The organism is Aeromonas rivuli (assembly GCF_020149575.1).
GTDB classification, from domain to species: domain Bacteria; phylum Pseudomonadota; class Gammaproteobacteria; order Enterobacterales; family Aeromonadaceae; genus Aeromonas; species Aeromonas rivuli.
In genome coordinates this window covers 1,320,955-1,346,065 of record NZ_CP079742.1, presented here as the reverse complement: position 1 = coordinate 1,346,065, position 25,111 = coordinate 1,320,955, and the positions used below count along the sequence as shown (strand labels likewise).

Sequence of the window (25,111 nt, the reverse complement as noted above, 5' to 3'; positions counted from 1 at the left end):
GAAGGAGATAATGGAGGCACGTTCCGGAGTCGAACCGGACTAAACGGATTTGCAATCCGCTGCATAACCGCTTTGCTAACGCGCCACAGGGTCAAGACTTCAATACTGTAACTGACATCTCATCCTTGGTGTCGATGAGATAAATTGGAGCGGGAAACGAGACTCGAACTCGCGACCCCGACCTTGGCAAGGTCGTGCTCTACCAACTGAGCTATTCCCGCCTGAACTCATGCTGCCCGGTCTTGCCTGACAACGAGGCGCATTATACGTACCCCCGCAGGCAGCACAACCCTTTTTTGTGCCTCGAGCCCCGCGGCGCGACCGTTTGCTCAGGCTTTATTCGCTTTGGGTAAAAAAAGCGCGTCCCGCTGTGACCCCACAGACGAATTTAGGATAAAGCCATTGAAATACAACGCCTTTGGCCCGAGACTGGCAAGGTTACTAATTGGATTCTCAATAGAACTTGATACGATGAAATGGATCTTCAAGGCGCGCGGACTCAAAACACAACTGATGCTCGCGTTTTTCATGCTGGGCATGGTGCCCTTTCTGGTCGTCGCCCTCTTCTTCCTCCACACCCACGGCAAGGATCTCACCGCCCAGACTTCGAACCATCTGGTGTCGGTGCGTAACATCAAGAAAAACCAGCTGGAAGACTATTTCGCCAACCTCAAGGCTCAGGTGATGGGTTTCTCCCAGCAGGATTTTGCCGGTAACAGTATCGGCCGCTTCTATGGCTTCACCGGTGCCTTCGAGAAGCTGGGCACCACCCCCCAGGAGGCGCGCCTGCGGGCCCATAATCGCTACATCACCGGCTCCTGGGATCAACTGCGTAAACCCGATCCCCAAAACAGTGATATTGAACCCTCCATCAGTGCGCTGATCCTGGCGGACGAGATGTATGGCCGGGTCCATCAGCGTTTTCACCGTGGCTATGCCGACATGGTGCGCAAGTCAAACTACAGCGATATCTTCCTCATCGACATCAATGGTGATGTCGTCTATTCGGTCACCAAGCGTGCCAACTTCGCCACCAATTTACTCTCAGGCCCCTATCAGTCGAGCGGCCTTGGCGACACCTTCGCCCGTATCAAACGCCGGCTCGACAGCGGTGAATCACCACAGAAGATCTTCGAATTCACCGACTTCGGCCGCAATGAGTTGACCGGCGAAGTGGTCGCTTACCTGGCCGCCCCCGTGATGCAGTACGACTATGTGCGCGGTGTGGTCATCTTCGAACTGCGCCCGGACAAGCTCAACGAGATCATGGGGGAGCGTGAAGGGCTGGGGGAAACCGGCGAGACCATCCTCATAGGCCCGGACAAACGGATGCGGGCCAATGCCTGGCTGGCACCGGAGTTCAGCGTCGAGAAGAGCTTCTCCCCCGACTTTCGCCCCCTGGAGACCCCCCTTATCCTCAAGGCGCTCTCCGGTGAGCAGGGCGTCGGACTTTTCGAGTCCTATCAACGGGATGAGGTACTGGCCGCCTACACCCAGGTGAAGGTGTACGATACCGAGTGGGCCTTTATCGCCGAGATATCGACCCGGGAGGCCTATGATCCCATCCGCAAGCTGGAGACGCTCTCCGTGCTGCTCGGGGTTGGCTCCCTGGTGCTGCTCATTCTCTTCTCCCGCTGGCTGTCCAACTCCATCACGGCACCGCTGCGCTCCCTCACGGCTGCCGCCGAACAGGTGGCAGATGGCGCCCTGGATCACCCCATCGCCATCCCCCGCACCGAAGATGACATAGACCGCCTCGCCCAGGCGTTTCGTCATATGCAGCGCTCGGTGAGGGACAAGATAGATTTGATCGAACGCCAGACTCAGGAGCTGCAACAGCAGGTCAAGCTGACCCACAAGCAGAACCTCAGCCTGCAGCAGGCCGACAAACTCAAAGATGAACTGCTCGCCAACACCTCCCACGAGCTGCGCACTCCCATCCATGGCATCAAGGGGATGGCGGAAGCCATGCTGGCCGGTCAACAGCAATTGACCGAGGGGCAACAGCAGCAGCTGGGTCTCATCATCAAGAGCGCCGATGGCCTGGCGCGGCTGGTGGACGATCTGCTCGATTACCATCAGATGCGCTACGGCCAGCTGGAGATCCACTCCCAGTCCGTCAACCCCAAGGGGGTGGTGCGCCTGGTGCTGGATCTCTGCCAGCATCTGGTACAGGCCAAACCGCTGACCCTGGTCGATATCACGCCACAGGCGCTGCCCGCCGTACTGGCGGACGAACAACGGCTCGAACAGGTGCTCTACAATCTGGTCGGCAACGCCATCAAATACACCCCTCAGGGAAAAGTCGTGCTGAGCGCCAGCCAGGATGAGCACTTCCTCTGGATCAAGGTCACGGATACCGGCATCGGTATCGCCCAAGAGAATCTGGAACACATCTTTGAACCCCTGGTACAGATGAGCCATGAAGCGGGCAAGCAGGGAGCGGGGCTGGGCCTCTCCATCACCCGCCAGTTGATCGAGTTGATGGGAGGGCGACTCACGGTGCAGAGCGAGCCGAGCGTCGGCTCCACCTTCTGCTTCAGCCTGCCGCTCTCCCATCACGATGCCCTGCCCGGCCCGAGCGAGTTGCGTCCCAAAGAGCATCCACTGGTGCGCCATGTCCCTCTGAACCTGCCCGAATGGGAGAGTGAAGACCTGCCCCCCCCTCCGCCGGATGCGCCCTTGCTGCTGGTGGTGGATGACGAGCCCATCAACTTGCACATCTTGCGCCACCTGCTGCAACCTTGCGGCTATCGGATATTGCCGAGTAGCGATGGCCATGATGCCCTGGCCAAGCTCGCCACCGAGCCGGTGGATCTGGTGCTGCTCGATGTGATGATGCCCACCCTGTCCGGATTCGATGTCTGTCGCCGTCTGCGCGAGAAGAGTCCCAAGGATCAATTGCCGGTGCTGCTGCTCACCGCCCTCAATCAGCCCAAGGATATCGAAGAGGGCTTCAATGCGGGGGCCAACGACTATCTGGTCAAGCCGTTCTGCAAGGAGGAGCTGTTCGCCCGGGTACGCGCGCTGCTCGAGGCCAGACAAGGGCGGGCCACCCTGGTTGAAAACCGGCTGCTCAAACAGGAGATCGAACACAGGTTGAACCTGCAGGAGAGCCTGCGTCAGGATCAGCAGCGCCTGCTCGCCCTCATCAGCGAGGGGGGGGATGCCATGGTGTTCATCGACCAGCAGGGCAGAGTGCTCTTTGCCAGCCGCGCCCTGGCCACCCGTCTCGGCCAGGAGCCCGAGGCCATGGAGGGCCAATCCCTCGATGAGTGGCTGAGCCAGCCCCTGCACAGCCAGTGGCCGGATATGACGAACCTTGGTGAACAGAGTCTGCAGTTCTGCGTGGCCGGTCAGAGTGAGATCACCCTGGTGCGCGCCCTGCCTATCCAGCTCAATGATTGCCATGCCTATGCCCTTATCTGCAACCAGAGCGCGCCGGATGAGCACAGAGTCGCGGCCCTGGAGAATGCCCTCAAGAGCCTGTCACGTCAGGCCATCATCGAAGATGAACACCTGCTTGGGGAGTTGAGCCGACTCGGTGGCGAGTTCCGCTCCCTCGCCGACAATCTGATCCGCCAGCAAGATGATGATCCCCTGCGCCACGCCCTGGTCGACACCATGCGCCTCTCCCTCGATGCCTGGCAACACAGCACCGGCAAGGGCAAGATAGTCTTGGCGGAGAAGAGCAAGCTGTGGCGAGTCTACATGGACAGATCCAGCCCCCAGACCCGCACCCTGGACAAGTATCTGAGTCTGGATACCCTGCCCAAGGCGCCACGCTGGAAGACGGTGGTCGCCACGGCCGAGTACGTGATCAAGCAGTGCCCCCTGAGCGAAGCCCAGCAGCAGAGCCTGCACCAGAGCGCCCAGCTGTTGCGCCAGCTCGCCAATCGCAAGGGCTGATCATCAAAAGCCATCCTCAACCCAGAGAGCCCGCTGGCAGCGGGCACTCTGGCCCCTCTCCCTCTGCCCAAGACGTGGCATGGCAGGCGCTGGGCCCCATATCCCAGTCCAGGCTGAGACGAGGTTGCCCCTCAGGTCAGCCCCGTGCTCAGTGCACTGCCCGGGGCTGACTCGCCACCCCTCTTCCTCTCTCGGCTGCCAGGGCCCCTGGACAGACGATGGCGCATCTCCTTGCCCCCTTTCCGCTCATCGGGCCCAACCCCTGCCAACCCCATGAACCCGCTCAACGAGCCCTCACCCCAGATGCAACCCGCAAACCGTGCAACCACAGATGAACAGAGCTGAAGGAGCCACACCTTGCCTGGCGGCGCTGCCCCAGACTCCGCCTGATGGCGTCTGACCCATGCGCAGCCCCCTTTTATCGTCCATGGTCCAGCACTGGGAACATCCCCCTCCATGAGCCTTGCCTGTCCGGGAACGAGCATCAGGAGCGGGCTGGCGATGGCGTTTTCTCCCCCCTCTCGGAGAGTACCCCAACAGCCGCACCAGGTTTTTTCCTCAAGAGAACAAAGAATGCAAAAGGCGGATAAAAACCGACCAGATCTTCGTCACATTATCGTCAAATACAGGGCTTAAATAGCACTTTTTGCGCGAAATCAAATAACTTAAACAATTGATATTAATTAACTAATAAATGAAATTGACGTTTTCAACGTCGAGAAGGGGATTTTTACGATATCGACGTAAGGATTAAATGTTTCTTTCTTGTTAAACCTGCTTAGCTAAGGGGGGTCATACAGACCCAGACATGAGGTAGAGCGCCAGCCATGCGCCCCTCAACAAGATCAACAGGGACGTCCATATAACAAGGAAATAATATGCTTGCCAAAGTATCCCGGGTCGCCGCCGCCTGCATGCTGGGGAGCCTGATGCTCTCTGCCGGGGCCGCCAATGCCGCCGACAACAAGACTGTGCTGACCCTGGTCGCCCAACAGGAGACGGCGTGGGTCAAGAACTTCAACCCCTTCCTGCAGGCCGGTCTGCTGCACACCACCAAGGAGTTCATCTATGAGCCCCTGGTTATCTTCAACGAATTGCAGGGAGGCAGACCCGAGTACCGACTCGCTACCCACTATGAATTTGGCAAAGACCTGAAATCGGTCACCTTCGACCTGCGTCAAGGGGTCAAATGGTCCGATGGCGAAGGCTTCGATGCCGATGACGTGCTCTTCTCCTTCAACCTGGTCAAGGCCCACAAGGCATTGGACGAACGGGCCATCTGGACCCAGATCACCGGGGTCGAGAAGCTGGGCCAATACAAGGTCAAGTTCGAGCTCGCTGGCGTCAATACCGGCGTGGTCAACCAGATAGCCCTGGTGCCGCTGGTGCCTGAGCATCAGTGGAAATCGGTCAAGGATCCGGTCTCCTTCACCAATGACCAGCCGGTCGGTACCGGCCCCTTCACCCAGGTCGACAACTTCTCCGCCCAGCTCTATACCCAGTGCCGCAACCCGCACTACTGGGATAATGCCAATCTCGCCATCGACTGCATTCGCATGCCCCAAATGGCTACCAACGATCAGGTGCTGGCCGCCGTCATGAAAGGGGATGTGGACTGGTTCGGCTCCTTCGTACCGGACATCGAGCGCCTCTACGTCGGCAACGATCCCAAGCACAACAAGTATTGGTTCCCCGCCTCCGGCACAGTGGCGTTCAACGTCAACTTCCAGACCAAGAACCCGGGCAATCACGAAGCCTTCAACGACATCAACTTCCGTCGCGCCTTCTCCATGGCCATGGACCGCCAGTCCATGGTGGACATCGCCGGTTACGGCTATCCCACCATCAACGAATACCCGTCCGGCCTTGGCAAACTGTTCGACAGCTGGAACAACCCGGATGTCGACAAGAAGTTTGGCAAGTACAACAAGTTCGACATGGCGGCCGCCCAGGCCCTGCTCAAGGAAGCCGGTTACAAGGACTGTGACGGCGACAAATTCCTCGATACCCCGAGCTGCAAGAAAATCGAGTTCAAGATCATAGTGCCGAACGGCTGGACCGACTGGGTCAACACCGTCCAGATCGGGGTGGAAGGGCTCAAGGCGCTGGGGATCGATGCCAAGACAGCCACCCCCGAAGCGGCCGTCTGGACCGACAACCTGGTCACTGGTGATTTCGATGTGGCCCTGCAAGGTTACCTGACCGGTGCCAACCCGCAGAACTACTTCGAGACCGCCTTCCATTCCCGGAACATGGGCGAACGTGGTAACCGCTTCGCGGCACCCCGCTACAAGGATCCCGCACTGGACAAGCTGATTGACGGCTTCAGCCAGACCGCGGATCTGGCCAAGCAAAAAGTGCTCATGAACGAGATCCAGGAGCGGGTCGGTGCCAACCAGACCATCATCCCTGTCTACAACAACCCGACCTGGTATGAGTACAACACCAAACGCTTCCATGGCTGGTTCAACGCCGACAACCCGGTCGCCAAGCCCCAGGTACACAGCAACACCCCTGAGCGCCTGCTGCACGTGCTCGCCCTCAAACCTAACGCCTAACGGCCATTTGAGTCTTGACAACACGGGCCCCGCGGGGCCCGTTTCCATTCATCCTTCTTCAGCACGCCAGCACCACCACGCATCAACGGGATCCCATCCCCCCGTAGCCCATCGCTTGCCATCCGCGCCCTCCCTCTCCAGGCCACCAACAAGGAGCCGCGCTTGATACCCCAAGCTCGGCAGAGCGCTTATCCGCCCCCCCATCATCGATAGAGATGATCGGCAGGCAGCACTAAAAGCAAGCTCCGCATCGCCCAATGACGCCCTCGCCAGCCTCATGGGGCCAGATCCACCTGCCAGGGGTATGACAGCGCTCAGATAAGGAGACCGACTCGGCGCCACAGGTGACCAGCCAAGGTTGGGCTGTGGGTGCCAGTTGGGCGCATGGGGGCCATGCTTTTGCCACTTTCCAGTTCTCCCCATATCTGGCGTCCCCAGAAGCCAATGGACAGGGATGCCCTTGCCGCCTTCATGCTGACCGCCGGCCCCCAAGGAGATGCCTGCTCCGGCACCGATAACGGCCGCTGAGGCCTTGTCGGGCTCAGTGATGCAAAAGAAAGCCACCCCATCACAGTGATCGCCTCAAACCCTGGCCCAAGCCCGCCGAGTGCCTTCTTGATAGCTCTCTCTTTGCCAACCAAAGAGTCGAACGGTTCCCTTGGCTGGTGCACAACTGCGAGCCAGGATGGGTAAGGCAATATGGCGCTCACCAAGATCGCCGGCGGGTCGGAACCGGATCCCCAGGCACAGTCTCCTCATTCGCTTCTCCCTCGCCCAAACGGCCCTGAAAACAGATGAGTGATAATCAATATCACCTGCAAGATAGGGCCTGCCTGGCACTTTCCAACCTTGTTTCAAATGTAAAAAAAAGCCCTGATGGCAACGGAAAAATCTGGGACGATCGAGGTCACACAATCGGCTGGCATGGCTTTTAAATGCGAACTTTATGTTTAGCGTAAATAAATGTAAGTATATAATTTTAAAAGGTTTGAAATGGAATTTAACGAGAATGACGAAAGAATTTTGGTTTTTACGAAATCGACGAAATCAGGCCTTGTTGTTCTTCTGTTAACTCTGCTTTGCTAGGGGCGTTGGATTAGATAAAGACAAGGGTGCAAAACCTGCCCAACACAGAGGGCCGATATGCATAGCATGCGATGTCGGTGCTCCATTCCAAAACATGGAAGACCAATAAGAAAGGAAAACATATGCTTGCCAAAGTATCCAAAATAGCTACCTCAGTCATGCTGGGAACCCTGATGATTGCTGGCGCCACCAGCAGTGCCATGGCCGCCGAGAACAAGACGGTGCTGACCATGGTCGCCCAACAGGAGACAGCCTGGGTCAAGAACTTCAACCCCTTCCTGCAGGCCGGTCTGCTGCACACCACCCGTCACTTCATCTATGAGCCGCTGGTGATCTTCAACGATATGCAGGGTGGCAAACCCGTCTATCGTCTGGCGACCCACTATGCCTTCAGCGATGACCTGAAGTCCGTCACCTTCGACCTGCGCGATGGCGTCAAGTGGTCCGACGGTGAAGCCTTCACCGCCGACGACATCATCTTCTCCTTCAATCTGGTCAAGGCCAACAAGGCGCTGGATGAGCGCTCTATCTGGACCCAGATCAAGGGCATCGAGAAGTTGGGTGACCACAAGATCAAGTTCGACCTGACCGAGGTCAACACCAACGTGGTCAACGACCTGGTGCTGATCCCCATAGTGCCTGAGCACCAGTGGAAGTCCGTCAAGGACCCGGTTGCCTTCACCAACGACAAGCCGGTCGGTACCGGTCCCTTCACCGAAGTGGACAACTTCTCCGCCCAGCTCTATACCCAATGCCGCAACCCGCACTACTGGGATAACGCCAACCTCGCCATCGACTGTATCCGCATGCCGCAGATGGCCACCAATGACCAGGTGCTGGCCGCCGTCATGAAGGGTGATGTTGACTGGTTCGGCTCCTTCGTACCGGACATCGAGCGCCTCTACGTCGGCAACGATCCCAAGAACAACAAATACTGGTTCCCGGCCTCCGGCACAGTGGCGTTCAACGTCAACTTCCAGAGCAAGAACCCGGGCAACCACGAAGCCTTCAACGACATCAACTTCCGTCGCGCCTTCTCCATGGCCATGGATCGCCAGTCCATGGTGGACATCGCCGGTTACGGTTACCCGACAGTCAACGACTATCCGTCAGGTTTGGGCAAGGCGTTCGCCTCCTGGGATAACCCGGACGTCGAGAAGAAATACGGCAAGTTCAGCAAGTTTGATGTCGAAGGTGCCAAGGCGCTGCTCAAACAGGCTGGCTACAAAGATTGTGACGGCGACAAGTTCCTCGACACCCCGAGCTGCAAGAAGATCGAGTTCAAGGTGCTGGTACCCAACGGCTGGACCGACTGGGTCAACACCGTCCAGATCGGCGTCGAAGGCCTGCAGGCACTGGGTCTGAACGCCAAGACCTCCACCCCGGAAGCTACCGTCTGGACAGACGCCCTGGTCACCGGTGACTTCGATGTCGCCCTGCAGGGTTACTTTGCCGGTGCCAACCCGCACAAGTACTTCGAGACCGCTTTCCACTCACGCAACATGGGTGAGCGTGGCAACCGCTTCGCGGCCAACCGCTACAAGGATCCGGCGCTGGACAAGTTGATCGATGACTTCACCCAGACCGCCGATGCTGCCAAGCAAAAAGAGATCATGTTCGCTATCCAGGAACGTGTCGGTGCCAACCAGACCATCATCCCGGTGTTCAACAACCCGACCTGGTATGAGTACAGCACCAAGCGCTTCCATGGCTGGTTCAGCGCCGACAACCCGGTCGCCAAACCGCAGCTCCACCCGGATACGCCTGAGCGTCTGCTGCACGTGCTGTCCCTCAAGCCGAACAGCTAAATCCTCCTGGCCCCCTGCGGGGGGCCTTCTTCCCCGCCGCCTGCCCACTTCCCGGATCTGCCGGGGTTGGGGTAGCTATGCCCGGTGCGGGGCAGACTTGCAGTAAAAGGTATCATCATGGGATTTATACTAAGACGTTTCTCCTTCTATCTGGTCGCCTTCCTGGTGGCCGCCACCATTAACTTCCTGCTACCCAGAGCCATGCCAGGGGATCCCGTCTCCGTCATGTTTGCCCGGGCCGGCGCCATGATGGAACCCGCAGCCCTCGAGGCACTCAAGGCCACCTTCGGCTTTGTAGATGGTCCGATTGGCACTCAATTTCTGACCTATGTGAAGAGCGTCTTCACCTGGGATCTGGGCACCTCGGTGCGCTACTACCCGCAGCAGGTTGCCGACGTACTGGGTCGCGCCATCGGCTGGACCCTGTTCCTGGTAGGCACCTCCACCATCATCAGCTTCTCCTTCGGCTCCATCGTCGGCATCTTCGCCGCCTGGTACCGGGGTGGCCGCATGGACAGCATCCTCTCGCCACTCACCCTGGTGATGCAGGCCATCCCCCCCGTGGTGGTCTCCCTGCTTGCCCTGTTCCTGTTCGGGGTCAGCCTGGAGTGGCTGCCCATCGGCTACGCCTACAGCCCGGAGATCACCGCCGATTATGGCTGGGAGCACATCAAGAGCATCATGCTGCACGCCATCATGCCGGTCGGCACCCTGGCCATCGTGCAGGTGGGGGGCTTCCTCATCACTATGCGCAACAACATGATCAACCTGCTGGGGGAAGACTACATCACCATGGCCAAGGCCAAGGGGCTCTCCAACAGACGGGTCATCTTCAACTACGGTGCCCGCAATGCCATCTTGCCGAGCGTCACCGCGCTCTCCATGGCGCTGGGGTTCGTCATCGGCGGCTCCCTCATCACCGAGGTCATCTTCAACTACCCGGGACTGGGCCTGACCCTCTACCAGGGCATCCTGGCGCGCGACTACCCGCTCATTCAGGGGCAGCTGCTCATCATGACCATCACCATGCTCAGTTTTAACTTCCTGGCCGACATGCTCTACGTCTTCCTGGATCCCCGTCTTCGTACCGGAGGTAAATAAGATGCGTATGCCTACCATCCTCAAGATTTTACTGGGCAACAAGAAGGCCGCCTTCGGCCTCGCCATCGTCGTCTCCTTCGTGTTGATGGCCCTGTTTGCTCCGCTGCTCGCCAGCAATGAGCCGACCAAGCGGGTTGCCCGTCCCCACCAGCCGCCCAGTGCCGAGTACGTGATGGGCAGCACCCGCATGGGCCATGATATCTGGTCCCAGTTCACCAATGGCGCCCGCATCTCGCTGATGGTGGGCTTCGGGGCAGGCCTCTTGGTCTGCGCCCTGGCCATCGGCATCGGCATCACCGCCGGTTACTTCGGCGGCCTCATCGACGAGTGCCTCACCTTCCTGATGAACGTCATGCTGGTGATCCCGGGGCTGCCGCTACTGCTGGTGCTGGCGAGCTTCATCGGGGAGGCATCCCCCCTGGTGATAGCCCTCATCATAGGGTTAACGTCCTGGGCCTATGGGGCACGGGTCATTCGCGCCCAGACCCTGGCCTTGCGGGAGAAAGAGTTCGTCATCGCCGCCGAAGTGCTGGGTGAGCCGGCCTGGCGCATCATCCTGGTGGAGATACTGCCCAACCTCATCTCCATCATCGGGGTGAGCTTCATCGGCTCCATCATCTACGCCATCGTCACCGAGGCGACCCTGGAGTTCCTGGGCCTGGGCGATCCGACCGTGGTCAGCTGGGGCATCATGCTCTACAACGCCCAGACCTCCAGTGCCATCCTGGTGGGCGCCTGGTGGGAGATACTGGCCCCCTGCTTCGCCATCGCCACCCTGGGGGCGGGTCTGGCCCTGCTCAACTTCGCCATCGATGAGATAGCCAACCCGCAGCTGCGCTCCCACAAAGGTCTGCGCCGCTGGAAACAACTCGCCGTCCCGGCCCCGGTCATCACCGCTCAGGAGAAGACAGCATGAGCTCGCAACAACCCCTGCTGTCGGTGCGCGAGCTGTGCGTCGACTACATCACCGAGAGCGGCGACGTGCGCGCCGTCAATTCGGTCAGCTTTGACATCATGCCGGGGGAGGTGTTCGGCCTCGCCGGTGAATCCGGCTGTGGCAAGTCCACGGTCGCCTTCTCGGTGGCCCGGCTGCACAAGCCGCCCGCCTACATCAGCGGCGGCGAGATCCTGTTCAAGGGGGAGAACATCCTCGGCTTTGACGACGAGCGGCTGCGCAGCTACCGCTGGCGTCAGGCGAGCGTGGTGTTCCAGTCCGCCATGAACGCGCTCAACCCGGTGTTACGCATGGAGGAGCAGTTCTGCGACGTGCTGCAAGCCCACAACCCCAAGCTGACCCGCTATGAGGCGATCAAGCGCGCCCAGGAGCTGCTCGCCATCGTCGACATCCATCCGAGCCGGCTCAAGGATTATCCGCACCAGTTCTCCGGCGGCATGCGTCAGCGGCTGGTGATCGCCATCGCCATGGCCCTCAACCCCGAACTGCTGATCATGGATGAGCCGACCACGGCCCTGGATGTGGTGGTGCAGCGGGAGATCTTGCAGAAGGTCTATGCCCTCAAGGAGAAGTTCAACTTCTCCATCCTGTTCATCACTCACGATCTCTCGCTCATGGTCGAGTTCTGCGATCGCATCGGCATCATGTACGCCGGTGAGTTGATCGAAGTCGCCCCCTCCAAGGCGATCCTGACCGCACCCCTGCATCCCTATACCAAGGGACTCGGCAACTCCTTCCCACCCTTGCACGGCCCGAAAACCGTGCTGGAAGGGATACCCGGCACCCCGCTCAACCTGCTGGAGGTGCCGGTGGGCTGCCGTTTCCAGGCGCGCTGCGCCAAGGTGCACGAGCGTTGCCGTCAGGAGTACACGGCCCTGGCCGAAATTCGCCCCGGCCAACAAACCGCCTGCCATCTCTACGCCGACGGCCTGGCCGATGACGAGCTGGCATCCGAACCTTTGATCTTCGCTCAGGCCGCTGGCTGTTAAGGAGTCTTCCATGCATATCGCCGATACCCAGGCTCCCATCATCAAAGTCGAGCACCTCTACAAGGACTTCTCGGTCAACTCCAATGCCATCAAGAGCGGCAAGATGCGGGCCCTCTCCGACATCACCTTCAACCTGCACAAGGGCCGCGCCCTGGCGGTGGTAGGGGAGTCGGGCTCGGGCAAGAGCACCATCGCCAAGATCATCGCCAAGATGTACAAGCTCTCCAGCGGCCGCATCCTCTATCGCGGCCGGGATCTGGAGGAGTTCAACAAGGGCACCGCTCTGCTCGACTACCGTCAGAGCGTGCAGATGGTGTGGCAAGATCCGTTTGGTTCGCTCAACCCGACCCACACCATCTATCACCACATCGCCCGCCCCCTGCTGCTGCACAGCAAGGTGCTCGACAAGAGAGATCTGCCGGACATGGTCCATGACCTCTTGGAGAAAGTGGGACTGACCCCGGCCAAGGCAACGGCGGCCAAATACCCCCACCAGCTCTCCGGCGGCCAGCGCCAGCGGGTCAACATCGCCCGCAACCTGGCGGTGGAGGCGGAAGTGGTGCTCGCCGACGAGCCCACCTCCATGCTCGACGTCTCCATTCGCATCGGCATCCTCAACCTGATGGAGCAGATGAAGAACGAGCTCGGGGTCTCCATGCTCTACATCACCCATGACATCGCCACCGCCCGCTACGTGGCCGAAGATCTGGCGGTGATGTATGTGGGTCACATGGTGGAGTGGGGCGAGGTGGACGAGATCCTGCACCACCCGCAGCACCCCTATACCCAGCTGCTCATCTCGGCGGTGCCCGACCCCGAGAAGAGCATCCACGCCGAGCTCGAAGGCGGGCGCAAGGGGGAGATCCCGCTCTGGACGCCGGAATCCTATGGCTGCCCCTTCGCCGGGCGTTGCAACCAGGTGATGACCCGCTGCAAGGAGGCCATGCCGCCCGTCACCAAGCTTGCCGACAATCACTTCGTGCGCTGCTACCTGCACGAATAAGCCCGAAGGGGCGGCCTTGGGCCGTCCCCTTCCTGAATCAAATACAGAGGCGAGATGGCATCGCAGATGCGGGGAGTACCTCATGCCTGCACCGCTCATCCATCCTCTGTGCCCTTCCCCGAATGTTGAGGTATCGATGGAACTGCTAGTCAATCAGGTGGGTTATGAGTGTCAGGGTCGCAAGCAGGCACTGCTGCAGACCCGACCCGGCCAGATCCAGGAGGGCCTGGCGCGATTGCTGCCGCTGACCGGCGGCCCTGCCCTGTTTGAGAAGCCCCTCAACGAGGAGGTCTGCGTCCCGGGCTGGCAGCAACGGGCCTTCTGGGTCATCGACTTCAGCGCAGTCACCCAGGCCGGCGACTACCGGCTCGAGGTGATCACCGCCCATGGCATAGTGCGCTCCGCCCGCTTCCGGCTGGGTGAGCGGTTACTGACCCAGCACTGCCTGTCTGACGTCATCCACTACTTCAAGGGTCAGCGTTGCAGCGGCCAATATGACAAGGCGGACAGAGCCGCCCCCCTGTTCGGCGGCGAGCAACGCCGTGACGTGCACGGTGGCTGGTATGACGCCAGCGGCGATGTCAGCAAGTACCTGAGTCACCTCTCCTACGCCAACTACCTCAACCCCCAGCAGACCCCGCTGGTGGTCTGGTCTCTGCTCAAGAGCCGGGAGCTGCTGGCCCGACGTCAGGATATCGACAGCCTGAACCTGGGCAAGCGTCTCGATGATGAGGGATTGCACGGCGCCGACTTCCTGTGCCGCATGCAAGACGAGTCCGGCTTCTTCTACATGACGCTGTTTGACAAGTGGAGCAAGGATGTCACCCAGCGCGAACTGTGCGCCTACGCCACCCAGCAGGGGCTCAAATCCGGCAGCTGGCAGGCGGGCTTTCGCCAAGGTGGGGGCCTGGCCATCGCCGCCCTGGCCCGCGCCGCCCGGGCCGGGGTGAGTGGTGACTTCGCACAGGCCGAGTATGGCGAGGCGGCCCGGCGCGGTTACCTGCACCTGCGCGAGCACAACTTTGCTTATCTGGATGATGGCCAGGAGAACATCATCGATGAGTATTGCGCCCTCCTGGCTGCGGTCGAGCTGACGCACAGCTTCGGGGATGAGTGGCGGGCCGAGGCGCGTCACTGGGCCGAGCGGCTCTGTGCCCGCTTGCGCCCCCACGACGCACTTGGTCACTACTGGAGCGCGAACCAGGATGGCTCGCGCCCTTACTACCATGCCGCCGAGGCGGGCTTGCCGGTACTGGCCCTGCTCGAATACCTGGCGCTGGAGACAGATCCCGACCGCATCGCCAGGGTCGAACTCGTCGTGCGCCAGGCCCTGCTCGCCGAGCTGGCCCTGACCGGGCGTCCCGGCAACCCCTTCGCCCTCGCCCGCCAGTATGTGAAAGGGGTGGATGAGGCACCTCGGGTGAGCTTCTTTATGCCCCATCACAACGAGTCAGGCTACTGGTGGCAAGGGGAGAACGCCCGGCTGGCATCCCTGGCCGCCGCGGCCTTTGCCGCCGCCGCCCGGCTGCCGGACCTGGCCGCTTCCCTCGACGCCCACGGTCAACGACAACTGGACTGGATCCTGGGGCTCAATCCCTTCGACGCCTGCATGCTCATCGGGCACGGCATCAAGAACCCGGGCTACACCGCGGGCTACCCCAGCGCCCCGGGCGGCATCTGCAACGGCATCACCTCGGGTTTCGAGGACGAGGCCGATGTCGCCTTCATCCCCGATGAATACCGGGATCGCCTGGATCAAAACTGGCGCTGGGGCGAACAGTGGATCCCCCATGGCGCCTGGTTTGCCTTGGCGATCAGCTGGCAGGGGACTCGTCATGAGTAAGCACCCTGTGTTGCCCGATAACATCGCCTACTGGGTCGGCGTCGATGGTGGCGGCACCCATACCCGGGCTCGCATTCGCAACCAGAAAGGCGAGTTGCTCGGTGAGGGACGCGCCCCCGGCTCCAATCTGGAACTGGGCATCGACCTGGCCCAACGCCATGTGCTGGGTGCGGTGCAGGGCGCCATGACGGCGGCCCGGCTGCCGGACTCGGCCCTGGCCCGGATGAGCGCCGGGCTGGCGCTGGCCTCCGCCGAGCTGGAGAGCTGCTATCGGGACTTTCTGGCCCAGCCCCTGCCCTTTGCCGAAACCCGGTTGACCTCGGATGCCTTCGGCGCTTGCCTGGGTGCCTTTGGCGGCGACCAAGGGGCCATTCTCATCGCCGGCACCGGCTCGGTCGGGCTCATCTTTCAGGGAGGCCGCATTCGCACCTGTTCGGGCCGCGGCTTCCCCATCTCGGATCTGGGCAGCGGTGCCTGGCTGGGCCTGCGCGCCATCCAGCAATCCCTGCTCTGCCACGACGGCATACTGGCTCCCAGTCTGCTGGCGGTACGCCTGCTCGACCACTTCGGACGGGATCAGGCGGCGCTGGTCCGTTGGGCGGCCCAGGCGATCCCGGCCGACTATGGCCGCTTCGCCCCCTGGGTGTTCGAGGCAGCCAAGGACGAGGATCCCCTCGCCCAGGCCCTGCTGGCTGAAACCCGGGATCAGCTCGAGACCCTGATTGGCGGCATGCTGGCACAAGGTGCCAACCAGGTCGCCCTGCTCGGTGGCATAGGGGAGCGGCTGCGCCCTCGCCTCGGCCATCTTCCCCTTGTCACCCCGCAGGCGGATGCCCTGGAAGGCGCCATCCTCTTTGCGAAACGGAAGGAACTGCCATGTCTACACCCCTGATCACCATTGCCATCGAACGCCGCGATGAGGAGGACGTCTGGGTCTTGTTGACCCTGGACAGGCTGCCGAGCGAGCCCTGGCAACTGCACTTCTGCCTCGGCCGTCAGGTAGACGCCAGCAGCCTGAAAGGGGGTGAACTCATCCACCAGAGCGGCACTTACAAGGTGATAGCCCCCCACCCGGGGAGTCGAGAGCTGGCACTTTGCTGTCGCAAGACGGTGTTCAAACACCTCACCGACATGCCGCAAGGCTTCTTCCTCAGCCTGCCAGAGTCCCAGCATGGTCCCCAGATCATCCCCGTCACAGTGGCAAGCCAGGAGCTCGGTCTCGACTCTCCCGCGTCAGTGCAACCTGAGCTGGCCAGCGTCGATAGCGAGCACGGCATAGTGCCGCAGCCCCGTCGCCTGGTGCGCCTTGAGGAGAGTTACTTTCGGCTCGCCGAGCGCGCTCATGTCAGGGGGCCGGGCAACCTCAGCGCCCTGCTCGGCCACTTCAACGAACTGACCTCCCTGGCCCTTGAGCAGGATCACGACGCCGAAATCACCCTGATCGAAGCCGGACTGGCCGATGAGGCCTATCGCCTGCACATCACGCCACAAGGGGTCGAGATTGCCGCCGCCGGCCTCCCGGGCTGGCGTCATGGCCTGGTCAGCCTGGCCCAATGGTATCTGCAACATGGCGAGAGCCTGCCCTGCATCGAGATAGAAGATGAACCGCGCTTTGGCCTGCGGGTCATTCATCTGGATTGCGGCCGTCACTTCCAGCCGATGGCGAGCCTCAAGCGCCTGCTCAAGCAGATGAGCCTCTACAAATTCAACCGCTTCCACTGGCACCTGACCGATGACGAAGGCTGGCGCCTCGAGATCAAGGCCTTCCCGGCCCTGACCGAGGTGGGCGCCTGGCGTGGTCACGGCTTGGCCATCGGCCCCCAACTCAGTGGCGGCGCGGCGCGCTACGGCGGTTTCTACAGCCAGGATGAAGCCCGCGAGCTGATCGCATACGCCGCTAGCCTCGGCATCGAGGTGATCCCGGAGATCGACATTCCCGGCCACTGCCATGCCGCCATCAAGGCGCTGCCCGAACTGCTGATCGAGCCTGCGGATCACTCCCGCTACCTGTCTGTGCAATTTTTTGACGACAATGTGCTCAACCCGGCACTGCCCGGCACCTATCAGTTCCTCGACAAGGTCATGGACGAAGTGTGCGAGCTGTTCCCGAGCAAGTTGGTGCACATGGGGGGCGATGAGGTGCCCCACGGCGTCTGGACCGACAGCCCGGCCTGCCAGGCGCTGATGCAGCAGCAGGGCTATCGGGACATCCGGGAATTGCAGGGTCACCTGCTGCGCCACTGTCAGGACTATCTTGCCGCCAAGGGGCGGCAGATGGTGGGCTGGGAGGAGGTGTTGCAAGGGGACAAGGTGGGCAAAGAGGCCATCATCTGTGCCTGGACCAGCTTCCAGGCGGGCCTGGACGCCGCCAGTCAGGGGTATCCTGTGCTGATGGCGGCGGCCCAGTACCTCTATCTGGATCTCGCCTGCAACGACAACATTGACGAACCTGGCCTCTACTGGGCAGGCACTCCCAATCTGGAGCAGGTCTACTCCTGTGACCCTGCCCCAGCCGATTTCCATGCCAACGATAACATCCTGGGGGTGCTGAGCCCCCTGTGGTCCGAGCTGGTCCATACCCGTGACCGACTCGACTATATGCTGTTCCCACGCATGCTGGCCACGGCGGAAGTCGCCTGGAGTCTGCCGAGTGACAAGGATTGGGCGCACTTCTGTGCCCGGTTGCCCGGTCAACTGGCGATACTCGACCAGCAGCAGGTGCGTTACCGGACACCGCAAAGGTAATGTTGTCACTCTGTTTGGCGGTCTGCGCGGCCGCCTTTTTTTATCCCGCCCCCAACCTCTTGTTTACTTCTTCGCATCAAAAGACATACACTTTGCGCGGCTTTTAACGTGCCATATGGATACATATTATCCACCTGTTGCCCTGTAAATCCCATAAGCAGCCCTCAATGGATCTCGATTGAAGCCGATAATAATAACAACGCTCGCCCATACGAAAGGAACTCTCCCATGCCCAATCAGCCGGCTCCCCTGAACGACCAGGAAGTAACCTTCCCCGATTCGGTCCAACTCGTCTCTATCACGGACTTGCGCGGGGTGATCACCTATGCCAATCCGCACTTCTGCGAGGTGGCCGGTTATACCCGGGAACAGCTGATTGGCCAGCATCACAATCTGGTCCGCCACCCCGAGATGCCCAAGGCCGCCTTCGCCGACCTCTGGCTGCAACTCAAGGCAGGCAAACCCTGGCGCGGCATGGTCAAGAACCGTTGCAAGGATGGTCGCTACTACTGGGTCGATGCCTACGTCACCCCGCTTTATGAGGAGGGCAAGATCAGCGGCTACCAGTCGGTGCGCTGCAAGCCCACTCCCGCCCTGATCCAGCGGGCCAGCACCATCTATCGCACCCTGCGCCAAGCGGAGCAGGGCGCAGCCTCCATGAGCGTCTCCTTTACCCGCCTGCGGCCCGGGTTGGCGCTGGCTGGTCTCGCGGCCCTGGTGGTGCTGGCCTGGCAAATGGCCGGGACGACTGCGGCGCTGTTGATGCCAATGCCCTTGTTGCTGCTCGGTCTCCTCTATCGCGACGAGCTGATCGGCACCCGCCACTATCTGCGCGGGTTGCGCCACAACTATGACAGCCTGACCCGTCAGGTCTATTCGGGGGGGGAAGAGGTGGCCATTGCCGATTTCCACCTCAAGATGGGCGAGGCAAGGCTCAAGACGGTGCTGGGCCGGGTCAATGATGCCACCATGCCGCTGCAACAACTCGCCAGCTCCCTCAAACTCGCCTCTGGTCAGGCCTGCAGCGCCATCGGCGAGCAGGATGCCCAGACCCAGCAGATGGCGGCCGCCATGACCCAGATGGCCAGTACGGCCCAGGAGATAGCCCGCAATATCCAGGACTCCCACGGTCAGGTGGACGAGGCTCGCAGCCGCTGCCTGCAGACCGATGATCAACTCGCGCAGACCGAACGCCAGATCACCGCCCTGACCGGTCAGGCCGAGCAGGCGTATCAGGCGGCCGTCAGCCTGGCCGAGGAGTCGGCACGGATCGGTACCCTGATGAGCGAAATCCAGGGCATCGCCGATCAGACCAACCTGCTGGCCCTCAACGCCGCCATCGAGGCCGCTCGCGCTGGCGAACAGGGCCGTGGCTTTGCCGTGGTGGCCGACGAGGTGCGCACCCTCTCCACCCGCACCCACAAGGCAACCGAGCAGATCCAGGGCAGCATCAACCAGATCCAGCAGACCCTGACCCAGTGGCAGGCGATGATGCAGACCAACTTGCAGCAGACCCGCACCTGCGCCGACTTGACCCGCCAGGGCTCAAGCAGCCTGCATCAGGTGCTGGAAGAGATAGAGCAAGTCAGTGCCTGCGGGGCCCAGATAGCGGCAGCCGCCGAGCAGCAGCAGGCCGTGGTTGAAGAGATCAGCCGCAACATCCACTCCATCTCCGAGCACTCCCAGCACAACAGCCACAAGATGCGCGAGGTCGATGAGGTGAGTCAGGCACTGCTCAACCAGTCCAGCCAGCTCAAGGGGCTGAGCCAGACCTTCGGCTGACCTTGCCCCCATAACGGGGCCTTTGTCACACTTGCCCAGCTGACGACACAGGCGCCACCAACATGGAGCCTTTGCCAAACTTGCCCCCATAACGACAAAGGCGCCACAATGGCGCCTTTGTCGTTATGGAAAATGATCAGCCATGCAAGGAACGGAAACCGGGCTCACCAAACAGGCCAGGATAGAGGCCATACTGGCGCTGATACCGGCCGGTCGGGTGGCAAGCTATGGCCAGGTAGCGGATCTCGCCGGCTTGCCGGGCCGGGCTCGTCTGGTCGGCAAGGTACTCAGAGAGACCCAGAAAACCCTGCCCTGGCACCGCGTGCTGGGAGCCGGGGGCAAACTCTCCCTGCCCAGGGGATCGGTGGGATTCGACGAACAGACGGGGCGCCTGCAACAGGAGGGGGTGCCAGTGATGGGGGGACGGGTCAGGATGAAGGAGTGGCAGTGGCAGCCCGATCTCGCCGAGCTGCTGTTCCTGATCCCCTTCTAGGGATCCCTTGCCATGACATGGCGCTCATGACGAGCCCCATGATAGGGCTCATCCCTCGCGAGATGAGAGGATCTCGTCACTGCGAACCTGCACGGGTATGGTTTCCGCCTCCCGCTGCAGCAATACCAGCTGGCTCTGTCTGTCGACCTCCAGCACGTAGCCAACCCCCTCGCGTGTCAGGCAGCTCATGCCTGGCCGGATCTCGTTGATATCCATCTTTGACTCCTTGTCTTGCCTGCCGCTACCTTGCAGCTTTTGCAGTATATCCCCATAAACGAAAAAGGCCCCGCGTTATGCGGGGCCTATCGACATACAGGGATCAGGCCTTCTTGGCCTTGGCCAGACTCTCCTGCCACTTGCCATTGTCGTAGTGGGCCGTCCAGCCTGTCGCCTTGCCGTTTACCTCGGTCATCACGTACTGCTCCTTGGTCTTGCGACTGAAGCGGACGATGGATGCGTTACCGTCAGGATCTGACGCCGGGGCATCGGCCAGGTACTGGTGCTTGGGCGAGAGCCGCTCCTTGAAGCGTTTGAGCTCCTCCACCAGGGGGGCTCGGGTCTCCCGGGATTTCGGGAAATTGCTGGCCGCGAGGAACAGACCCGCCGCGCCATCACGGAGCACGAAGTGCGCATCGGACTGGCTGCACTTGAGCTCTGGCAGCGGCACCGGATCTTCTTTTGGCGGTGCAATATCGCCATTTTTCAGGATCTTGCGCGTGTTTTTACAGGTCTCGTTGGTGCAGCCCATGTACTTGCCGAAACGGCCGTTCTTGAGCTGCATTTCGCTGCCACAACGGTCGCAATCTATGCTGGGTCCTTCGTAGCCCTTGAGCTTGAACTGGCCCTTCTCGATCTCGTAACCCTCGCAGTCGGGGTTGCGACCACAGACGTGCAGCTTGCGGGTCTCATCGATGATGTAGGCATCCATGGCGGTGCCACAGAGGGTGCAACGATGCTTGGCGCGCAGCGCCTCGGTTTCGGCCTCTTCCCCATCGGCCGCGGAGACGAACTCGTCCGCCGAGACCAGGTTGATGGTCTTCTTGCAGCGCTCTTTGGGCGGCAGGGCATAGCCGGAGCAACCGAGGAAGACCCCGGTGGTGGCGGTGCGAATGCCCATCTTGCGCCCACAATCCGGGCAGTCGATGTCGGTCTGCACCATCTGGTTGGCGCGCATGCCCCCCTCTTCAGCGGGTTTGTCGGCCTGGGCCAGCTCTTCGGTGAACTCGGCGAAGAAGGCATCGAGTACGTCCTTCCACTCCTGCTCCCCCTGGGCCACCTCATCGAGCTTGTTCTCCATCTTGGCGGTGAACTCGTAGTTCATCAGCTCGACGAAGTTCTCCACCAGACGGTCGGTGACTATCTCCCCCATCTTCTCGGCGAAGAAGCGGCGGCTCTCGACCCGCACATAGCCCCTGTCCACTATGGTGGAGATGATGGACGCATAGGTGGATGGACGGCCAATACCGCGTTTTTCCAATTCGCGCACCAGGGCCGCTTCGGTAAAGCGAGCAGGCGGCTTGGTGAAGTGCTGACGAGGGTCCAGCTTGATCAGCTTGAGCGCCTCACCGACGGTCACCGCCGGCAACTGGGTATCTTCGCCTTTGCGGCCCATGGGCGGCATCGCCTTGGTCCAACCGGCGAAGCGCAGAATACGGCCACGGGCTTTCAGCTCGAACTCGCCAGCCTTGACGGTCAGGGTGGAGGCATCGTACTGGGCCGGGGTCATCTGACAGGCGACGAACTGGCGCCAGATGAGGTCATAAAGCCGCACCGCGTCCGACTCCATCCCTTCCAGCTCGCTGGTGGTCAGGGTGACGTTGGAGGGACGGATCGCCTCGTGCGCCTCCTGGGCCCCGGCTTTGGAACCATAGAGGTTCGGCTCGCTTGGCAGATAGGGGGCGCCGTACTGGGTGGTGATGTAGTCACGCACCGCCTCGACCGCCTCTTTGCTGAGGTTGGTGGAGTCGGTACGCATATAGGTGATGTAACCGGCTTCATAGAGACGCTGAGCCATCATCATGGTCTTCTTCACCCCAAAGCCCAGACGCGTCGAGGCGGCCTGCTGCAGGGTGGAGGTGATGAAGGGAGCAGAGGGCTTGGAGCCGGTCGGCTTGTCTTCGCGGCTGATGACCTTGTAATCCACCCCGTTCAGGGCGGCCAGAGCGGCATCGGTCTCGGCCTTGGTCACCGGCTTGAAGTCGGCACCATTGCGGCTGAGCACTTCCATGCGCAGGGATTCGTCCCCGGCGGTCATCAAGTCGGCATGCAAGTCCCAGAATTCCACCGGCACGAACGCCTTGATCTCGCGCTCCTTGTCGACGATGAGGCGCACGGCCACCGACTGCACCCGACCGGCGGAGAGGCCGCGGGCCAGCTTCTTCCAGAGCAGCGGGGAGACCATGTAGCCTACGACCCGGTCCAGGAAACGCCTGGCCTGCTGGGCATTGACCCTGTGCATGTTCAGCTCGGACGGCTGGGCAAAGGCCTCCTGGATCGCGCTCTTGGTGATTTCGTTGAACACCACCCGCTTGTAGCGGCTCTCGTCACCGCCGATGATCTCGCGCAGGTGCCATGCAATCGCCTCTCCCTCTCTATCCAAGTCGGTTGCGAGATAGATGGTGTCGGCCTTGGCGGCGAGACTCTGCAGTTCACTGACGACTTTCTCTTTGCCGGGCAAAATCTGGTAATTCGCCTGCCAGCCATTGGTCGGATTGATCCCCATGCGGGCAAACAAGGCGTTGCGATCCTTGGCAGCCTTCTCGGATTCGCTGAGCTTGATACCGCGAATAACGGGTTTCTTGGGTTCGCTGCTGGCACTGCCGCTGGTCGGCAGGTCGCGGATATGACCGACGCTGGATTTCACCACGTAGTCTTTACCCAAGTATTTATTAATGGTCTTGGCCTTGGCCGGAGACTCTACGATGACCAGTGATTTGCCCATGCTGTAACTTTTATCCTCGTTGCACCCGTCGGGGTTGGTGTGCGGTTTTGTGGGGCTGTATAAGAGATTTGACGCCAAAAAGCAATCTTGGCGACAACTTTGCTTACCATGGCTAACCGCATCGCTTCTTTATTTATTAATGCGAAGCCGAGCCGCCGGACGCAACCGCTTTTTCATTTTTATGCCGCACATCGCCGTTTTTTATATCCGAAACAACATAACAAACCGCCCTCGTAACATAACAAAGCACTTTCGTTATCAGCTTGTTACAACAGACAAAATCTCTTTATAATGGCCACATCCCGCAGCTTTGTGCGCGGAAGGAACCGCAACCCATATAAAAATCGAAAGGATGTACTCTGATGAAGCACTTCGAGGTTAACTTCGACGGCCTGGTCGGCCCGACCCACAACTACGCCGGCCTCTCCTATGGCAACGTCGCCTCCCAGAACAATGCCAAAGAAGCCTCCAACCCGAAGGAAGCGGCCAAGCAGGGGCTGCGCAAAATGAAAGCGCTGACGGATCTCGGCATGACCCAGGGGGTACTGGCCCCTCAGGAGCGCCCGGATCTCGCCACCCTGCGTCGCCTGGGTTTCACCGGCTCCGATGCCCGGGTGCTTGAGCAGGCAGCCCGCCAGGCCCCCGCCGTGCTGGCCGCCTGTTTCTCCGCCTCCAGCATGTGGACCGCCAACGCCGCCACCGTTTCGCCTAGCGCCGACACCCAGGATGGCCGCATCCACTTCACCCCGGCCAACCTGACCAACAAATTCCATCGCTCCCTCGAGCCCGACGTGACAGGGCGCATCCTGCGCGCCGTCTTCCCGGGCGATCGCCATTTCTGTCACCACAGTCACCTACCGGACAATGATCACTTCGGCGACGAGGGGGCCGCCAACCATACCCGGCTGTGTCGCGCCTACGGCGAGGCGGGCGTCGAACTGTTCGTCTATGGCCGCAGCGCCTTTGACGTATCCCAGCCTGCGCCCAAACGCTACCCAGCGCGCCAGACCCTGGAAGCGAGCCAGGCCATCGCCCGTCTGCACGGCCTCGGCGAGGAGACCGCCGTCTTCATCCAACAAAATCCGGAGGTGATCGATCAGGGGGTATTCCACAACGACGTCATCGCGGTGGGCAACCAGAATGTGCTCTTCTTCCACCAGCAGGCCTTCCTCAATACCGACTCGGCCCTGGCCGAAGTGCGCACCAAGTTTGGTGAAGGCGATCTGCACTTTATCGAGGTGCCGACTGCCGAGGTCTCGGTACAAGATGCGGTGAAATCCTATCTGTTCAACACCCAGATCCTGACCCTGCCCTCAGGCGAGATGGCGATCATCGCCCCGACCGAGTGCCGTGACAACCCGGCCGTGTCCGCCTATCTCAACAAACTGGTTGGCCTGGGCACCCCCATCAAGCAGGTGCACTTCATGGATGTGAAGCAGAGCATGCGTAACGGCGGCGGGCCCGCCTGCCTGCGGCTGCGGGTCGCCATGAATGATGCCGAGCTGACTGCGGTCAATCCGGCCTGCCTCATCAATGACGGCCAGTTTGCCCGACTGGACGCCTGGGTCGAGAAGCACTACCGCGACAGCCTGGCCCTGGATGACCTGCGCGATCCGGCCCTGGTGCAAGAGTCCCGCACCGCCCTGGACGAGCTGACCCAGATCCTCAAACTTGGCTCCGTCTATCCCTTCCAGCGCTAAGAACCTGGTCACGATCTTACTGCGAGGCCGTGATCAAGGCTCATGCGCGGCTCGGAATCCTCACGTATGCCTATACGCTCCGGTTCCTGCGCTGCTCTTTACCTTGCTGACGACCTCTCGTGACAGCTCGTAGACAGGTTCTAAGCCGCAACAAAGCCATAAACGAAGGGCCGGGCAAGAGCCCGGCTTTTTCATTTC

At 60.9% G+C, this 25,111-nt stretch carries 16 protein-coding genes and 2 tRNA genes; 14 read left to right on the top strand and 4 right to left on the bottom strand.

The window, feature by feature from the left end:
* Positions 1-11 precede the first annotated feature (11 nt).
* Both KYK33_RS06415 and KYK33_RS06410 read right to left on the bottom strand, forming a co-directional pair.
* Positions 12-85, bottom strand: a tRNA-Cys gene (locus tag KYK33_RS06415).
* 60 nt (positions 86-145) lie between these two features.
* Positions 146-221 (bottom strand) — tRNA-Gly (locus KYK33_RS06410).
* 250 nt (positions 222-471) lie between these two features.
* On the opposite strand from KYK33_RS06410, the gene KYK33_RS06405 reads away from it, so the two are divergent.
* The 13 genes from KYK33_RS06405 to KYK33_RS06350 all read left to right on the top strand — a co-directional run bounded on the left by KYK33_RS06405 (position 472) and on the right by KYK33_RS06350 (position 20,272).
* The gene (locus tag KYK33_RS06405) at positions 472-3,909 is read left to right on the top strand and encodes an ATP-binding protein (RefSeq protein WP_224432427.1); all 3,438 of its coding nucleotides are present in this window, start codon (positions 472-474) and stop codon (positions 3,907-3,909) included.
* Between the two features lie 878 nt (positions 3,910-4,787).
* Positions 4,788-6,467 (top strand): ABC transporter substrate-binding protein, encoded by a 1,680-nt coding sequence (locus tag KYK33_RS06400; RefSeq protein WP_224432426.1) that lies wholly within the window; start codon positions 4,788-4,790, stop codon positions 6,465-6,467.
* A gap of 393 nt (positions 6,468-6,860) precedes the next feature.
* Positions 6,861-6,995 carry a hypothetical protein gene (locus KYK33_RS20130; RefSeq protein WP_263480022.1) on the top strand — a complete coding sequence of 45 codons (135 nt, stop codon included), beginning with the start codon at positions 6,861-6,863 and terminating at the stop codon, positions 6,993-6,995.
* A gap of 680 nt (positions 6,996-7,675) precedes the next feature.
* Positions 7,676-9,361: an ABC transporter substrate-binding protein gene (locus KYK33_RS06395; protein WP_042041499.1), complete on the top strand. Its 1,686-nt coding sequence runs from the start codon at positions 7,676-7,678 to the stop codon at positions 9,359-9,361.
* 117 nt (positions 9,362-9,478) lie between these two features.
* Positions 9,479-10,462 carry an ABC transporter permease gene (locus tag KYK33_RS06390; protein ID WP_042041498.1) on the top strand — a complete coding sequence of 328 codons (984 nt, stop codon included), beginning with the start codon at positions 9,479-9,481 and terminating at the stop codon, positions 10,460-10,462.
* A 1-nt stretch (position 10,463) separates the two neighbouring features.
* Complete coding sequence (locus KYK33_RS06385; RefSeq protein ID WP_224432425.1) at positions 10,464-11,378, top strand: ABC transporter permease; 915 nt, start codon at positions 10,464-10,466, stop codon at positions 11,376-11,378.
* Positions 11,375-12,406 carry an ABC transporter ATP-binding protein gene (locus tag KYK33_RS06380; RefSeq protein WP_224432424.1) on the top strand — a complete coding sequence of 344 codons (1,032 nt, stop codon included), beginning with the start codon at positions 11,375-11,377 and terminating at the stop codon, positions 12,404-12,406. The genes KYK33_RS06385 and KYK33_RS06380 overlap by 4 nt, the downstream gene beginning before the upstream one ends.
* 10 nt (positions 12,407-12,416) lie before the next feature.
* The gene (locus KYK33_RS06375; RefSeq protein WP_042041494.1) at positions 12,417-13,409 is read left to right on the top strand and encodes an ABC transporter ATP-binding protein; all 993 of its coding nucleotides are present in this window, start codon (positions 12,417-12,419) and stop codon (positions 13,407-13,409) included.
* A gap of 136 nt (positions 13,410-13,545) precedes the next feature.
* Positions 13,546-15,252 carry a glycoside hydrolase family 9 protein gene (locus KYK33_RS06370; protein ID WP_224432423.1) on the top strand — a complete coding sequence of 569 codons (1,707 nt, stop codon included), beginning with the start codon at positions 13,546-13,548 and terminating at the stop codon, positions 15,250-15,252.
* Positions 15,245-16,144, top strand: coding sequence for a BadF/BadG/BcrA/BcrD ATPase family protein (locus KYK33_RS06365; protein WP_224432422.1), 900 nt, complete (start codon positions 15,245-15,247; stop codon positions 16,142-16,144). The genes KYK33_RS06370 and KYK33_RS06365 overlap by 8 nt, the downstream gene beginning before the upstream one ends.
* On the top strand, positions 16,129-17,997 hold the full coding sequence (locus KYK33_RS06360; RefSeq protein WP_224432421.1) for a beta-N-acetylhexosaminidase: 1,869 nt from the start codon (positions 16,129-16,131) through the stop codon (positions 17,995-17,997). Before KYK33_RS06365 ends, KYK33_RS06360 begins: the two co-directional genes overlap by 16 nt.
* Before the next feature lie 228 nt (positions 17,998-18,225).
* Complete coding sequence (locus tag KYK33_RS06355) at positions 18,226-19,779, top strand: methyl-accepting chemotaxis protein (RefSeq protein ID WP_224432420.1); 1,554 nt, start codon at positions 18,226-18,228, stop codon at positions 19,777-19,779.
* A gap of 142 nt (positions 19,780-19,921) precedes the next feature.
* Complete coding sequence (locus tag KYK33_RS06350) at positions 19,922-20,272, top strand: MGMT family protein (protein WP_042041489.1); 351 nt, start codon at positions 19,922-19,924, stop codon at positions 20,270-20,272.
* Between the two features lie 48 nt (positions 20,273-20,320).
* Here the strand turns inward: KYK33_RS06350 and KYK33_RS06345 are convergent, their stop codons facing one another.
* Positions 20,321-20,488, bottom strand: coding sequence for a hypothetical protein (locus KYK33_RS06345; protein WP_198135252.1), 168 nt, complete (start codon positions 20,486-20,488; stop codon positions 20,321-20,323).
* A 103-nt stretch (positions 20,489-20,591) separates the two neighbouring features.
* Complete coding sequence (topA, locus tag KYK33_RS06340) at positions 20,592-23,213, bottom strand: type I DNA topoisomerase (RefSeq protein ID WP_042041488.1); 2,622 nt, start codon at positions 23,211-23,213, stop codon at positions 20,592-20,594.
* A 362-nt stretch (positions 23,214-23,575) separates the two neighbouring features.
* Here topA and astB point away from each other — a divergent pair, with 362 nt between their 5' ends.
* The gene (gene astB, locus KYK33_RS06335) at positions 23,576-24,913 is read left to right on the top strand and encodes an N-succinylarginine dihydrolase (RefSeq protein ID WP_042041487.1); all 1,338 of its coding nucleotides are present in this window, start codon (positions 23,576-23,578) and stop codon (positions 24,911-24,913) included.
* Positions 24,914-25,111 lie beyond the last annotated feature (198 nt).